We start from the raw sequence: 14150 nt of genomic DNA on the forward strand, positions 1-14150 counted from the left end.
TATTTATTTATAATTACTGCATTTACTGCATTAATTTTTTGGCCTGAGCCAAAATTTGTGCGCCCGATCTCACCGTATTATCATAATTGTAAATATCTGTACGGAATTGCGGTTGGCCGTCATCCGAAACCCAGGCGGTCAGATAATACAGTTTTACGGGAATACGCTGGCGAATATTCACATAAGTAGTATTCCCCTCTTTCAGCGTGGAGGAAACGCGGCTATTGTTCCAGCCGGCATCCTGCAGCAGCATATTTGCCAAATCGGAAGCCTTGTTCACCCGCACGCAGCCGGAGCTGAGCGCGCGAATGTCTTTCTGGAACAGGCTGTGGTTCGGGGTATCGTGCAGGTAGATCGCGTCCGAACTCGGCATATTGAACTTGAAACGCCCCAGCGAGTTGGTGGCGCCCGGCGCCTGGCGCACACGATACGGGAAGTTGCGCGCAGAGACCATGCTCCAGTCGATCATCGCCGGGTTGATCACCTCCGCATCGTTGCTCCAGCCCGACAGCACGGTATAGCCGTGTTTCTGGAAATAGTTACCGTCGCGCATCGCCTTCGGCACGATATCCTCACGCACCAGCGTAGTCGGTACGTTCCAAGGCGGGTTGACCACCACGTTGTTCAACGCGCTGCTCATCAGCGGTGTCTTGCGGCTCGGCCGCCCGACGATAACGCGGGAGGACAGCACTTCGTTGCCGTTCTGGTAGTAGGTCAGCGAGTAGTTGGGAATATTCACCATAATGCCGGTGCCGACATGCCCCGGTAAAATTCGCAGACGTTGGATATTCAGCGCCAGCAGCGCGGCGCGGGTTTTCGGTGACACGTTGAGCCACTCGCGAGTACGCACGCCGATCACGCCGTCCGCCGTCAGCCCCTGCCATTTCTGGAAACGTTTGACGCCCTCCACCAGCTCGTTGGTGTAGAGGTTGTCGCTCACCACGCTGCCGACCTGCGGCGGCGTCTGTTCAGCGGTCAACTCCGTCACTGGCGCCGCCGACGGACTGACCGTCACACGCCCCTTCTCTTCGTCTACCGTCAGCCCGCCGTCATCAGGCTCATTGCTCTTCGCCGAGACTACCGCCGGCTCCGGCTCGGCCTCCGGTGCCGAAGCGGCCAACATGCCGGTGCGCGTCAGGATCTCACGCAGCGCAGGAATATCGTTGCTCATTTGTCCTGGGCGCAGGCTCGGGCCGCTGCCCACCTGCGGCCAGGGGCGGTTATCCGCCAGCATATCGCGCAGCGCCTGATGCATCTTGGCGTATTGCGGGTGCTGCGGCGCGAGCGAATTCACGTAGCTCAGCGTGCGCGCCTGACGCACCGCCAGCTGCCATTGGTTGATCACCGCAGTGGGCGGCAAGCTAAGCTTGTAGGGAATATTGCTGTACAGCCAACTGGTGCCGTTGGCGCCGATAGCGGACACGAACTGCAAATAGCCCAACATCGCATCGGACAGCACCACATCGCGGCCTACGTCATTGAGCGCCGGATTGGTCAACATCTTCACCCATTGGGTGAACTGCGGCTGCACGCCGGACATCGCCAGCTCGGCCAGCTGCTGTTGAAACTGCTGAACGGCCTCGCGATCCTGCCACATCGGCTGCATATGATTCGCCGCATACAGCGGCGCCAGCGTGGAAAGGTAGTGCAGATCCATGCCGCGCGGCAACGCGGCCAGCAGTTCAGAACGGCTCTGCGCAACGGACATGCCTGCTGATGCCACCGGTAACGCCGTTACGGTGGCCAATGCGGAAAACGACGACACAAGACTACAGGCGATAGCGCCACTCAGCGCCAAACGTCGTAGAGAGTTTCCCTTTTTAAGCAACATCCCTTGCCCCCTGTATGCTCACAAAAAAAAACGTCAAAAAACTGCATATAGCTTCAGTATACAAACAGAAAGGCCGTTTCGCCCTGCGGACGTCGAATTACTGTTTATCTGATTAAACTAACCGCTTTTCAACGGATAAAAAAGCAGGACTATCATCCACGCGCACAAAAAAATAGCCACCCTGCGGCGGCTATTTTCAGATTTTTAGGGCGTTTTTCTGCGTTACGGCGTTTCGACCGGCGCAGTGCCCAGCGCCGGCGGCTCGCTGGCGAAACCGCGCAGCCCCACCACGTGCACATGCTCGTGGTTCTGGAACACCTTACGCACCAGTTTATAGGTGGTGCCCTTCTCAGGACTGATGTTTTCCGGCGCCGCGATAATCAGCTGCATCTCCAGACGGTCACACAACTCGAACAGCGTGGCGATCGATTTGGCATCCAGACGCGCCGCTTCATCGAGGAACAGCAAGCGACATGGCGAGATGTCTTTACCGCGCAGGCGGCGGGATTCTTCTTCCCAGCTCTGCACCACCATCACCAGAATTGACATCCCGGTACCGATGGCTTCACCGGTAGACAAGGCGCCGCTTTCCGCACGCAGCCAGCCGTCGGAGCCACGATACACTTCCACTTCCATCTCCAGGTAGTTGCGGTAATCCAGCAACTCCTCACCGATGGTCTGCGGCGTGCGCTGCCCCATATCGATCTGCGGATTCAGACGCTGATACAGCTTGGCCAACGCTTCGGAGAAGGTCAGGCGGTTGCTGTTGAACAGATCCTGATGCTGTTCCTGTTGCTCGGAGAGCACGTCCAGCAGGGTGGCGTGCGCTTCGCGCACGTTGACGTTCAGACGGACGCTTTTCACCTGGCCGAAAGCAACGGCCTGCAACCCCTGGTTCAGCATGCGAATGCGGTTCTGCTCGCGCTGAATGGTTTTGCGAATGATGTTGGCCACGCTTTTCGAACTGATCGCCAGCTTCTGCTCGCGCGCGGTCAGTTCTTCGGTCAGACGGCCCAGCTCAATCTCCATCTGCTCGATGGCCTCGACCGGATCATCGGTACGGATGATGTCCTGGCGGATACGTTCACGCAGGTGTTGGTACACCGCGATATAGAACTGAATCTTACGCTCTGGCCGCTTCGGATCTTCCGACAGACGCAGCACGTCGCGCAGGTGTTCGTTGTCCGCCACCGCCAGACGCAGCGCGCCGAGCGCCTTATCCGACATCGAGCGCAGCTCGTCGCCATCCATATACGCCAGCTCGCGGCGGTGCAGGCGGCGTTCCACGCCGTTGTCTTTCACCAGACGCATCACCGCGCACCAGCCCGCCTTGGCGGTCACCACCTGCTCGCGCAGCTGATGGTAGTCGCGTTCCAGCTTGCGCAGTTTCTTCTGCAGGCCATCCATTTCGGCTTCGCAGAAGGTCAGCTGTTTCTCCAACTGATTGCGGCGAGCGCGGTTGTTGCTCAGCGCCGCATGCAGCTCGTCGCGGCGCTGACGCGCGCGCGCTTCCGCGTTGGCGTCGGCCTGCACGCCGATATCCACCAACTCCTGGCTCAGCTCTTTCAGCATGTCGCGCTTGGCGTCATACGAGCTTTTCAGCGAGGCCAGCACCTGACTGTATTGGGTGAACTGGGTTTGATATTGACGCAGCTGCTCACGGGCGCGGGCGCGTTCGGCTTCCGCCTGTTCCAGACGCTGGCGCAGCTTGTCGTTGAGATCGTTGTTGGCATTCTGCATGCCGGCGGAGTCGGTATAGCTGAAGTGCGCGCGACGCTGCACCACTTCTGTCAACGCGAACGCCTGCTGTTTGGCCTGACGCTGCACGCTTTGCGCCTGCGCGTAGTCCTGCTGCAGCTGTTCATGCTGCTGCGGATCGCTCTGCAGCACCGACAGCAGCGGCTCCAGTTTGGTCAGCGACACCCCGTGCTGTTGAATGTGGCGCGCGGCGTCCTGCGCTTCTTCCAGCTCTTCACGGATCTCGTCGACGCGATCCTGCAGCGTTTCATCGTTCAGCAACGACACCAGCGGCATCAGGCGGTTGAGCGCGGAAATGCCCTCTTTGGCCTGATCGTACTGCTGGCGCTGCTGCTGATTCTGCGCTTCGTGATTGTTCAGCGCACGTTCGATCTCGCCGCGACGGGCGTTCAGATTGCGGATCTCCGCTTCCGGGTCAGCGTCGAACGCCACCGCCAGATGGGTGCCGATAAAGCGGCTGAAGGCCTGATGCGAACGCTGGGTTTTCTGCACGTCGAACGACAGCGTGGCATAGCGCTCCGCCAGCGTTTCACGCTCGGCATGCAGCACTTCCAGGCGGTTTTCGCGCGCCGCGCGGCCGAACAACGGCACTTCCGGGTAGCGGGAATAACGCCACTGGCGATCGGCGATCTTCACCACCACCGCTTTGTCCTGCTCTTCGACGGCGAATACGCTGTCATCGAACGACTGCGGATCCCCTTCGATCAGGTAAAGATCTTCCGGGCAATCTTCCAGCCCTTCCAGCATCTCGCGCACCAGCGACAGATCCGGCACCACGATGGCGTGGCGCGAAGGGCCGTACAGCGCCGAGAAGTAAGGCGCGTCGTCGATGGTGACGTCATCGTAAATTTCCGACAGCAACACGCCGCCGAAACGTTCGGCCAAGGTGACCAGGCGTTGATCTTCCGCGCCGCCCGGCTGGCTGAGACGTTCGATCTGCGCTTCCACTTCGCGCTTGCGGGCCGCCACTTCGTCGCGCTCGACGGTGGTTTCACGCTCGCGCTCCAGCAGCTGCTGCATGTATTCGGTCACCTGCTGGCTATTTTCCAGCGGCTCTCCGCTCTGATCGCTGAGCTGGCTCAGGGCGTCCTGCGCCGCCAGCCAAACCGGCGCACGCGCCGTCAGCTCACGGATGCGCTGCTGGATCTGCTCCAGCTCCTGGCGCATCTCCATGCGGCGTTCACCGGCTTCGCTGACGTTCTGCGACAGCGCTTCCAGGCGCTCTTCCAGCTCCTGCTGCAGCATGTCGAGATCGTCCGGCTGGTACTCCTGACCATGGCGTTTGCAAAATTCTTGCAGCAGCCGCTCGGCGTCCTGCTGCGAGCGCAGGCGCTGTTCCAGTTCGCTCAGGCGCAAACGTAGCGGCTGAACGCGCTCGGCGAGGTGTTGCTGCGAAGGCCAGTCGCGCAGCAATTCGCGCGCACACTGCCAGGCTTCGCTGCGGCTGACCTGGCCGGCGATTTTACCCACCAGCTGATAGGCCTGCTCGAACTGGCCGTGCGCGGCGTCGGCCACGCTCAGCTTCTGCTCCAGCATCAGCAGCGCTTCGGTCGCCTCCTGCTCGCGAGCCTGGAAGGTGTCCAGCCACTGTTCAGCGTTGTCGGCGGTCAGGTCCGGCAGTTGGCACAGCGCGCGCGCGCGCTCCAACGCCTGCAGCGCCTGTTGGTACTGAATGGCGCGGGTCTGCTGCACGTCAAGCGCCTGCTGGTAGTCGGCCAGCTGGCTCTTCAGCTCATCCACTTCCAGCTCGGCCGCTTCGGCGCGCGCTTCGTTCTCGGCCTGCTGCTCGCTCGCCTCGGCCACCACTTCGTTCTGCTCTTCCAGACGGTAGGTCAGCTCTTCCAGATCGGCTTCATAGCGTTCGATCTTCTCCTGCTGACGCATCGCCGTCTGCACCAGGTTCAGGTGGTCGCTGGCGGCCTGGTAATCGGTTTCCAGATCGGATTCGGCGCCGCTCTGCTCGCTCAGCTCACGCGCCATTTCCACATGGCGATACTGTTCGGCGGCCAGCTGCTTGCGGCTGCCCAACAGATCGCTGCGCAGCGCCAACGCGCCGTCCAGGTGGATGCGGCGTTCGTTGGCGTGGCGCATATAGTCCGCCGCCACATAAGAGGTGGCCTCGGAGATCAAATGCTTGAACAGGTCGCGATCCGACTGGGTAACGCGGATCGCTTCCAGCGTCATGCGGTTTTCGCGCAGCGCCGCTTCCATGTCCTGGAACGCCTTGCGCACGCCGCTGTTTTCCGGCAACAGGTAGTCGCGCAGCGAGCGGGTGATGGCGCTGGAGATGCCGCCGTACAGCGACGCTTCAATCAGACGATAGAATTTGCTGCGATCGGCGGACGAACGCAGGCGTTTCGGGATCACGCCCAGATCGAACATCAGCGAGTGGTAATCGGTGATCGAGTTGAACTGCTTGAACTGCACGCCTTCCATCTCTTCCACGCGCTCTTTCAACTCTTGCAGCGACAGCACGCGCGCCTGGCGCTCACCCACGGTCTGGGTCAGCAATTCAGTCGGCTGTACCGCTGTCGGCAGGCCCTGGATGGTGAAAGGTTTGATATCGACCTTGCGATCGCGTCCCGCCACCTGCTGCAGACGCACGCCAACCACCACGCGCTGGTGGCGCGAGTTGACGACGTCGAGGGTGGAGTAACACACGCCGGCGCGCAGCTTGCCGTGCAGGCCCTTGTCGCGCGAACCGCTGGTGGCACCCGCTTCGGTGGTGTTACGGAAGTGCAGCAGCGTCAGATCGGGGATCAGTGCGGTGACGAAGGCCGCCATGGTGGTGGATTTCCCCGCCCCGTTCCCGCCGGACAGCGTGGTCACCAGCTCATCGAGATCAAAGGTGCGGGCAAAGAAGCCGTTCCAGTTAACCAGCGTCAGCGAGCGAAATTTACCGCGTTCAATCATTCCTGTTCATCCTCTGCACCGTCAGGAGCGTTATCAACCTGCTGATCCTCAGCGTCATTCTCATCGTTAAGCGACAGGCTGGTTTCAACCGGCATCGCCTCGCCGTCGCGAATCATGCGCAGCTGCGCTTCACGCGGATCGTCGCCGCTGCGCACGTCGGCGCCGAAGCGGAACACCGCCTCGGTAATGCGGAACTTGCTGCTGTCATTGCCCATGAAATAGACCATGCCGAGGCGGCGCAGGCGGTTCAGCGAGGTGCGCACCTTCTCGTGCAGCTTCTGCCGATCGAGATCCGAACCGGTGGAGCGCTGGTTGACGAACTTGAGCAGCTTGTTCTCATCCGCCAGGCTCAGCAGTTCATCGTACAGCTCCTGATGGCTGAAAATGCCTTCGTGCGCCAGGCGCTCGGGGCTGAGATACAGGTAACACAAGATCTTGCCGACCATCATATCCAGCTCGGACAGCACCGACCGCGGGATCAGCGTGGTGGAGCGCGGGCGCAAATAGAAGAAACCTTCCGGCGCCCGAATCAGCTCGACGCTGTAACGGTTGTAAAACTCTTCCAGCTCATCCTGGAAATCCATTAAAAAGGCGTGGTTGTCCAGCTCATCGATACCGATGTGACGACCCGCGCGCAGTTGGCTGTCCAGCGCCGGGAACAGCGAGTTGGACAACGCTTTGGCCAGCTTGACTGGCATTACTTGTTCAATATTTGTCGATGACATGGGCCTGGACCTTGGCTCCGTAATCATTGATTGCCTGCCATTCCGCCGGCAACCCTGAGAAATCTGCTTCAGCCACACCGAGGCGCACTGCCTGGTCGACCACTAAACGTGCCACGTCGAAATGACGCGCACGCGGATATTGCACCAGGTAATCGCGCATCACCGCTGCAAGGTTGAGCGGCATCTGCTGTTCCTGGTACACCTTCAACGCCTCTTCGATCATCGCCGCCAGCTGTTCGCGAATCTCGCTGAACTCTTCGAACTCCAGATCTGGCGGCAGTTCCCCGGTCACTTCCTCGCTGCGCAGCGCCAGTTCTTCGTCGCGCATGTCCAGCAGACGATCGGCATTGGCATGAGTCAGCGCCCACGGGTGGTCGAAATAGGTTTGCACCGACTGGCGCAGGCGTTGGGCGAACACGCGGTTTTTATCCATATCGATAGCGGTACGGATAAATTTGTGCACGTGACGATCGTAGCCGATCCACAGGTCGATCGCCTGCTGGCCCCAGCTGATGATGCGATCCAACTTGCTCTGCAGATCGAACACCAGCTTGTCGACGAAGCCGAGCTCCACGTTGCCGAGGGTTGCGTCCTGGATGCGCAGCAGATTGGCCTGCAGCTTGTCGCCCGCCGCATCCAGCGTATCCTGCAGTTCGCGCAGGGTGCCTGAGGTTTCCGACAGCAGCATTTCGCAGCTGGAGATCGCCGCCCGCCAGTCTTTGCTCAGCAGCGCCGCGATGTCGTTTTTCACGCTCTGCTGCTGCTCGTCCATCACGCGTTGCGTCATGTCGATGCTGTCGAAGATTTCCGCCACCGAATATTTCAACGGCGCGAACACGTTGCGGTGCCAATGGAAATCGTCGCCGCCCTCGTCGGCGGCATCGGCGGCGCGCTTCAGTTCCTGCGCCACGATCGACAGCTGCATCGACAGACGCAGCGTGGAGAATTCGCGTTGGCGAATATAGTAATCGGTAATGCCGATACCCAGCGGCGTCAGGCGGTAAATCGCGTTACCGTCCGCCAGTTCGCTGGTAAAGCGGTTCAACAGGCGCTGGCGCACCATGTCGTTGATCGCATTGTTGGCGCGCATCGCCACCGTTTCATGCGTCTGTTCAAAACCCTTGCTGACATGGCGAAATGCATCAACCAGCTCACCTTCGCTCATCTCGCCGTCCAGCCGTTCGCCATTCAGGGTGGCGATAGCGAGCAGAAATGCGAGACGCTCCGTAGGGAGCGAAATAGAGAAATCATTTTTCCGTGCCCAGGCGACCAGTTCGGGTACTGTCTGGGAAAATTCACTCATAGTTCGTCCTTCAGGTTTGGTTTATGCGCCATGACGTGAATATAGCGCCCCAAACTCACGTACGGCTCCTGCCGGCAATAGTGCTGTTCAAGCGCCAGTAACTCTTCAAATTTTTGGGTTTGCAGCTGTCTGCTCTGCAGATAGTCGTGGAACACCCGCACGCCGGTTTTGCCGCTGATGCGCATGCCCAGCTGTTCCAGCCAGCCGTAGACCAATAGCGGATCGTGCGGATATTGCGGCGACAGCGAACGCTTGCGGCGCCGTCTGACCTCGGGATCCACCAATTGGAAGTTACCCAACACCACGTTACGCATCAAGAGACCGTTGGCGTTGAAGAACATCAGCGACAGCGCGCCGCCCGGCGTCAGACAATCACACAACGCCTGCAGCGCCGCCACGGGTTCAGCGATCCATTCAAGCACTGCATGAAACAATATCAGATCAACCGGCTGTTCCAAATGTTGAGCGATATCCTGCGCAGAACTTTGTACGAATTGCATGTTCTGGCTCACACCTTTCTGCTCCGCCAGCTGCGCGGCGCGCTGGATCATCTCACCAGAAAGATCGCACAACAACACCTGATGTCCTAATTCTGCCAGTTGGCAAGCCATATGGCCTTCACCGCCCCCGGCATCGAGGATGCGCAGCGGCCGCTGCGGCAACTGGGCCAGCAGCCCGGTCAGATCCTGCCAAACCACCGCCTGGCGGATTTTTCCTTTCGTGGTGCCGTAAATATTACGCGCAAATTTTTCAGCAATATCGTCAAAATTACGATCCTGCATGGACAACGGCTCCGCTGATCTCAGTCTTGTCGGCGGCAAAGCGCACGCCCATTCAAACCTGCTATTTTGGCACAGACTGGCTTAGAATGTATCTTCTTGCGGCCTGTTTATGCCTGGATGCCGTTTTTTCACTCAAAAGGATCTGATTTTCGATGCTGTTCAACCTGAAAAAGTTCTTTGGCGCTCTGCTGATGCCGCTGCCGCTGTTGATGCTGCTGATGGGGCTGGCGCTGCTGCTGCTGTGGTTCACCCGCTGGCAAAAAAGCGGTAAGACGATTTTCACGCTGAGCTGGCTGTTTTTACTGCTTTTCAGCCTGCAACCGGTGGCCGACCGCCTGCTGCGGCCGATCGAAGCCGAATACCAGACATATCGCGGCAACGATGCGGTCAGCTACATCGTGGTGTTGGGCGGAGGCTATACCTACAATCCCGACTGGGCACCCAGCTCGAACCTGCTCGGCAACAGTCTGCCCCGCGTGACGGAGGGCGTGCGGCTCTACCTGGCGCACCCTGGCGCCAGGATGGTGTTTACCGGCGCGCCCGGCGGACGCATGCAGAGCAACGCCGCCACGGCAGCGCTGGTAGCGGAAAGCCTGGGCGTGCCGCGCAGCGACATGGTGATCCTGGGGGAACCGCGCGATACCGAGGAAGAAGCCGCTCAGGTCGCCAAGCTGGTCGGCGAACACCCCTTCCTTCTGGTGACTTCCGCCAACCATCTGCCGCGCGCCATGCGTTTCTTCGAGGCTAAGGGCCTGCACCCGATCCCGGCCCCGGCCAACCAATTGGCGATCGACTCGCCGCTGAATATCTGGGATCGCGCCACGCCGTCGTCCATGTTCCTCGGCCATACCGAGCGCGCCTGGTATGAAACGCTGGGCAGCCTGTGGCAACGGCTGAAAGGCGCGGATAGCGCCGGCGCCGAGTAAGGCCCCGTTCAACCGGCCAGCCAGGGCAGCAGCTGTTGCGACGCATAGTCGAACGGCTGCCGCTCCAGCTTGCCGGTATGGATCAAACGCCCTACCGCTTCCCACACCACGTACAGCCAGCGCCGCGCCAGGAAAGCGTCGGCGACCGGCGCCCGCTGCAGATAGCTGAACAACAGTTGGCTGGGCATGCCCGCTTCACAGAGGCGGAAAAGATCGTATTCGCGCGGCGCCCACAGCACCACACCGGGATTAAGCATCGCCAACAGCTGATCGCTTTTGGGATCTTTCAACATGCTGCGCAGCGACAGGTTACCGTGCACCAGGACGCAGGGATCGTCGAAACCGACGAAGAAATGGGTCAGCGCTTCGCGCGTGCGGTACAGCAAACGCCGATCTGCCATGGTCAGCTGTGGGGTTGTGAGATTGACCACCGTCGCCCATAGCACTTCGACCCGCTGTTGATACCAGCAAAACCAGTCATTCTCCTGCGTACTGTCAACGGTGCCGACGCTGCCATGGCTGTCGATGCGGTGCCAGGCCAACATCCCGTCAACGATCTGCTCCATTAACATGTTCCAGCGATCCGGCGAACGCGTTGGCGCTTCGGCCGACACGCCGCGCAGACGCTCGATCAGCAGGATTTCCGTATACGGCGCCTGGTGGGTGCATACCACGCCGTACACCGTGGGCAGGCGGATATCCCCGTCGCGCGCCAGCATCGACAGCTTGTACGCCTCCTGCTGGGCGATGCCCTGGCAGATAAAACTTTTCGCCATCAGCGGGATAGCGTTGCCCTGGCGATCGTACAGTGAATACATGTGCGCATAAGGCTGTTCGCTCACTCGCTCCAGCCGGCTGACGGACTCACCCAGCACGATGCTCAGTTCGGCGCGTAACTGCTCCATAAGGCATTCACCTCAGGCTAATAAGGGGGTATGCGTAACATCATCGAACGGTGAGCGGAAAAATTCTTCAACGCAGATCAACAAAACGGGGATCAATAATGGGAGGTATTGCATCGTCGGCGCGTTGCGCGCCGCGCCGACGAAATCAGGCTCAGGGTTGAATGCTGTCGCGCACGCGCTGGAGATCTTCCGGCGTATCGACCCCCACGCTCGGGACCGCTTTCGCGACCGCCACGTGGATTTTTTCACCGTACCACAGCACGCGCAGCTGTTCCAACAGCTCGATCTGCTCCAGCTGGCTCGGCGCCCAACTGACGTAGCGGCGCACGAAACCGGCGCGGTACGCATAGATGCCGATGTGGCGCAGCAGGCTGTCGCCGATGCTCTCCTTCGATGCGGCGAAACGCTCGCGATCCCAGGGAATGGTGGCGCGCGAGAAGTAGAGCGCGTAGCCCTGCGCGTCCATCACGACCTTCACCGCATTGGGGTTGAATGCCTCTTCGGCGCTGTCGATCGGCACCGCCAACGTCGCCATGCCAGCCTGGCTGCCCGCCAGATTTTCCGCCACCTGCCGCACGATAACGGGTGGGATCAGCGGCTCATCGCCCTGCACGTTAACGATGATCTGGTCGTCGGCAAAGCCGTAGTGCGCGATCACTTCCGCCAAACGCTCGGTGCCGGAATGGTGATCCGGGCTGGTCATGCACACTTCGCCGCCGGCGGCTTCCACCGCTTTGGCGACTTCAGGGTGATCGGTCGCCACGATGACGCGGCTGGCGCCGGACTCACGGGCGCGTTCCATCACGTGCACCACCATCGGCTTGCCGTGAATATCGGCCAGCGGTTTGCCCGGCAAACGGGTTGAGGCGTAGCGGGCGGGAATAATAGCGATAAAACTCATGCGTGCTTCTCGTCCAGCGACAGCGCACGCGCTTCATTTTCCAACAGCACCGGAATGCCGTCGCGCAGCGGGTAAGCCAACCCGTCCGCTTTGCACACCAGCTCCTGGTTTTCTTTATTGAAATAGAGTTTGCCGTTGCATACCGGGCAGGCAACGATTTCGAGTAAACGGTGGTCCATGCATCCTCCGCAAGGGGATAGGTCATCTGGGAAGGCTGTGAGGATAGCATAACGCCCGGCCTCAGGTTAATCATCGGCGGCGCCAAGCCGCCGATATTTCCTCATGGCGTCCGCGCAACGGCTTGAACTGCGGCGCCACACGGCGTAGAATTTTGTGATGAAAATCACAAAAAAGACCGTAATACGTGATCAAACGTCTGCATAAAATCATCGCTCTGTTCGCTAACTTCAGCCACTGAGCCCCCTTTGTAACGAGCGGCGCTTAACTTCGTTTTACCCCACCGACGGCGTCGCTCGTTATCCCACTTCCCAGCCGGCTCCCCATTCAGCGGCCAACGCCGCCGGAATGTCGCCCAGCGCAACGCGTTGCGCGCCGTGCCAATGAGCCGTGCGCGCGATGGCTTGCCGGATATCCTGCGTACGCTGTTTACCGAAGCGCACCTGCGGCTCCGCATGGAAACTGATGATCTCGAAGATGCCCTGGCGTCGGTGAGCCTTGGCGTCAATCCGCCCCACCAGATCGCCCCGATGCAGCACCGGCAACGTGAAGTAACCGTAGCGGCGTTTTTCTTTCGGCGTGTAACACTCCAGCCGATAGTCAAAGTTGAACAGCTCCAGCGCCCGACGACGATCCCACACCACCGGATCAAAAGGCGACAACAGGCTGGTGACCGTCGATTTGAGTTTGCCCTGCTCCGCCAGCGGCAGCAGTTCCGCCAGTGATTCATGCACATAAAACGGCCCTTCCAGCCCCTCGACCCGCACCGGCGTAATCTCGCCCTGCTCCTGCAGCGCTGCCAGCAAGGCTTTTGGCGCCACGCGCTTCAGCCGATAGTAGTCCGCCAACCACTCAGCGCGGAAAATGCCCAGATAGCGGCAGGTGCGGCACAGCATCTGCCGGCGCGCCTGCTCCACGGGCAGCGCATGCCGCGCATCGTCCCAGGCCGGCAGCAGCCTTTCGGTCAGATCGTAAACCCGGTGGAAATTGCGACGTTCGGCCACCATCAGCTTGCCGGCGGTAAACAGGATCTCCAGATGCCGTTTCTCCGGTTTCCAGTCCCACCACCCGCTGTTGCCCTTCTTCTCGGCGCTGAAATCCGCGGAGCGCACCGGCCCCTGTTGTTCGATGTGCCGCAGCAAGCTGTCCATCGCGGCCTGGTGCTGCTGCACCCAGTCGGCGGAGTATTTCCAGCCCATATCATGCGGCGCCAGCATGCGATGGCGCAGCAGACCAAAATCTTCGATCGGCAGGAAACAGGCCTCGTGCGCCCAATACTCGAACAGCTTGCGGCCGGCGAGCGCCTGCTCAAGCCACTCCGGCTGATAGGCTCCCAAACGGCTGAACAGCACCAGATACGGGCTGCGAGCAACGACGCTAATGGTATCGATTTGTAACAGCCCCATGCGCTGGATCGCACTCACGACGTCATCGGGCCGAGCCTGGCGTTTAAGCGGAAAAAGCAGCCCCTGGGCGGCAAGGTGCAGCGCGCGAGCGGCGGTAAGGGAAATGGTCGGGGTGGTCATCCTGATATCCGTGGCGAGTAGGCAATGGCCTGATAATAGTGGATATCGCGGGATTTATCTTCGCCAGTGCTTGCGGGTGGCGACACCGGCACTGGCGAGGAAGGAGGATGCGATCAGAACGCGATAACGTCTGCCGCGGACAGCCCATGCGAGCTGCGATAGATCGAGAACTCAACGTTCTGACCTTCGTTCAACGACTTATTTTTGGTGTTGGCGATAGCGTTGCGATTGACATAGATTTCGTCGCTGCCATCTACCGGTGAAATAAAACCATAGCCTTCGGCCTGATTAAACCATTTCACACGGCCCATTTTTAACACAGTATTTTTAAACATAACTTATATCCTTTTACTTGAGCGTCCTTGACAACGTCATTTTTTATATTGTCTGGACGCTACCAGCC

General features: G+C 59.9%; 11 protein-coding genes. 1 reads left to right on the forward strand and 10 read right to left on the reverse strand.

Going from position 1 to position 14150, the window contains the following annotated elements:
• Positions 1-22 precede the first annotated feature (22 nt).
• The 5 genes from ldtD to cmoM form a co-directional block, all read right to left on the reverse strand.
• A complete protein-coding gene (gene ldtD, locus ACSBQV_RS06630) occupies positions 23-1831 on the reverse strand; it encodes a L,D-transpeptidase (RefSeq protein ID WP_072022477.1) in 1809 nt (602 codons plus the stop codon).
• Positions 1832-2053: 222 nt separating this feature from the next.
• Positions 2054-6502, reverse strand: a complete 4449-nt coding sequence (mukB, locus tag ACSBQV_RS06635) for a chromosome partition protein MukB (RefSeq protein ID WP_033642571.1) — start codon at positions 6500-6502, stop codon at positions 2054-2056.
• Positions 6499-7227: a chromosome partition protein MukE gene (mukE, locus tag ACSBQV_RS06640; protein WP_004928226.1), complete on the reverse strand. Its 729-nt coding sequence runs from the start codon at positions 7225-7227 to the stop codon at positions 6499-6501. The genes mukB and mukE overlap by 4 nt, the downstream gene beginning before the upstream one ends.
• Positions 7208-8530, reverse strand: a complete 1323-nt coding sequence (mukF, locus tag ACSBQV_RS06645; protein ID WP_089195724.1) for a chromosome partition protein MukF — start codon at positions 8528-8530, stop codon at positions 7208-7210. The genes mukE and mukF overlap by 20 nt, the downstream gene beginning before the upstream one ends.
• Positions 8527-9312 carry a tRNA uridine 5-oxyacetic acid(34) methyltransferase CmoM gene (gene cmoM / locus ACSBQV_RS06650; RefSeq protein WP_033642570.1) on the reverse strand — a complete coding sequence of 262 codons (786 nt, stop codon included), beginning with the start codon at positions 9310-9312 and terminating at the stop codon, positions 8527-8529. Before cmoM ends, mukF begins: the two co-directional genes overlap by 4 nt.
• A 152-nt stretch (positions 9313-9464) precedes the next feature.
• Between cmoM and elyC the strand changes: the two genes are divergently transcribed.
• Entirely contained in the window at positions 9465-10238 is a 774-nt protein-coding gene (elyC, locus tag ACSBQV_RS06655; protein ID WP_042784114.1) for an envelope biogenesis factor ElyC, read from the forward strand.
• 8 nt (positions 10239-10246) lie between these two features.
• Here the strand turns inward: elyC and ACSBQV_RS06660 are convergent, their stop codons facing one another.
• The 5 genes from ACSBQV_RS06660 to ACSBQV_RS06680 all read right to left on the reverse strand — a co-directional run bounded on the left by ACSBQV_RS06660 (position 10247) and on the right by ACSBQV_RS06680 (position 14082).
• Positions 10247-11143: a YcbJ family phosphotransferase gene (locus ACSBQV_RS06660; protein WP_033642568.1), complete on the reverse strand. Its 897-nt coding sequence runs from the start codon at positions 11141-11143 to the stop codon at positions 10247-10249.
• 151 nt (positions 11144-11294) lie between these two features.
• Positions 11295-12044, reverse strand: a complete 750-nt coding sequence (gene kdsB / locus ACSBQV_RS06665) for a 3-deoxy-manno-octulosonate cytidylyltransferase (protein WP_033642567.1) — start codon at positions 12042-12044, stop codon at positions 11295-11297.
• Positions 12041-12223 carry a Trm112 family protein gene (locus ACSBQV_RS06670; RefSeq protein WP_004928237.1) on the reverse strand — a complete coding sequence of 61 codons (183 nt, stop codon included), beginning with the start codon at positions 12221-12223 and terminating at the stop codon, positions 12041-12043. The genes kdsB and ACSBQV_RS06670 overlap by 4 nt, the downstream gene beginning before the upstream one ends.
• A gap of 297 nt (positions 12224-12520) precedes the next feature.
• On the reverse strand, positions 12521-13747 hold the full coding sequence (locus ACSBQV_RS06675; RefSeq protein WP_099783667.1) for a winged helix-turn-helix domain-containing protein: 1227 nt from the start codon (positions 13745-13747) through the stop codon (positions 12521-12523).
• Between the two features lie 113 nt (positions 13748-13860).
• Positions 13861-14082: a cold-shock protein gene (locus tag ACSBQV_RS06680; protein WP_004928241.1), complete on the reverse strand. Its 222-nt coding sequence runs from the start codon at positions 14080-14082 to the stop codon at positions 13861-13863.
• Positions 14083-14150: the final 68 nt, after the last annotated feature.

This window comes from Serratia sp. B501 (genome assembly GCF_051172315.1).
In the GTDB taxonomy this organism is placed as follows: domain Bacteria; phylum Pseudomonadota; class Gammaproteobacteria; order Enterobacterales; family Enterobacteriaceae; genus Serratia; species Serratia ureilytica.

Bases quoted from the DNA above. Each gene is read 5' to 3' on its own strand.
- cmoM (WP_033642570.1), bottom strand. From the start codon at position 9,312: ATGCAGGATCGTAATTTTGACGATATTGCTGAAAAATTTGCGCGTAAT.
- ACSBQV_RS06670 (WP_004928237.1), bottom strand. From the start codon at position 12,223: ATGGACCACCGTTTACTCGAAATCGTTGCCTGCCCGGTATGCAACGGC.
- ACSBQV_RS06680 (WP_004928241.1), bottom strand. From the start codon at position 14,082: ATGTTTAAAAATACTGTGTTAAAAATGGGCCGTGTGAAATGGTTTAAT.
- ACSBQV_RS06675 (WP_099783667.1), bottom strand. From the start codon at position 13,747: ATGACCACCCCGACCATTTCCCTTACCGCCGCTCGCGCGCTGCACCTT.
- mukE (WP_004928226.1), bottom strand. From the start codon at position 7,227: ATGTCATCGACAAATATTGAACAAGTAATGCCAGTCAAGCTGGCCAAA.
- kdsB (WP_033642567.1), bottom strand. From the start codon at position 12,044: ATGAGTTTTATCGCTATTATTCCCGCCCGCTACGCCTCAACCCGTTTG.
- mukF (WP_089195724.1), bottom strand. From the start codon at position 8,530: ATGAGTGAATTTTCCCAGACAGTACCCGAACTGGTCGCCTGGGCACGG.
- ACSBQV_RS06660 (WP_033642568.1), bottom strand. From the start codon at position 11,143: ATGGAGCAGTTACGCGCCGAACTGAGCATCGTGCTGGGTGAGTCCGTC.
- elyC (WP_042784114.1), top strand. From the start codon at position 9,465: ATGCTGTTCAACCTGAAAAAGTTCTTTGGCGCTCTGCTGATGCCGCTG.
- mukB (WP_033642571.1), bottom strand. From the start codon at position 6,502: ATGATTGAACGCGGTAAATTTCGCTCGCTGACGCTGGTTAACTGGAAC.
- ldtD (WP_072022477.1), bottom strand. From the start codon at position 1,831: ATGTTGCTTAAAAAGGGAAACTCTCTACGACGTTTGGCGCTGAGTGGC.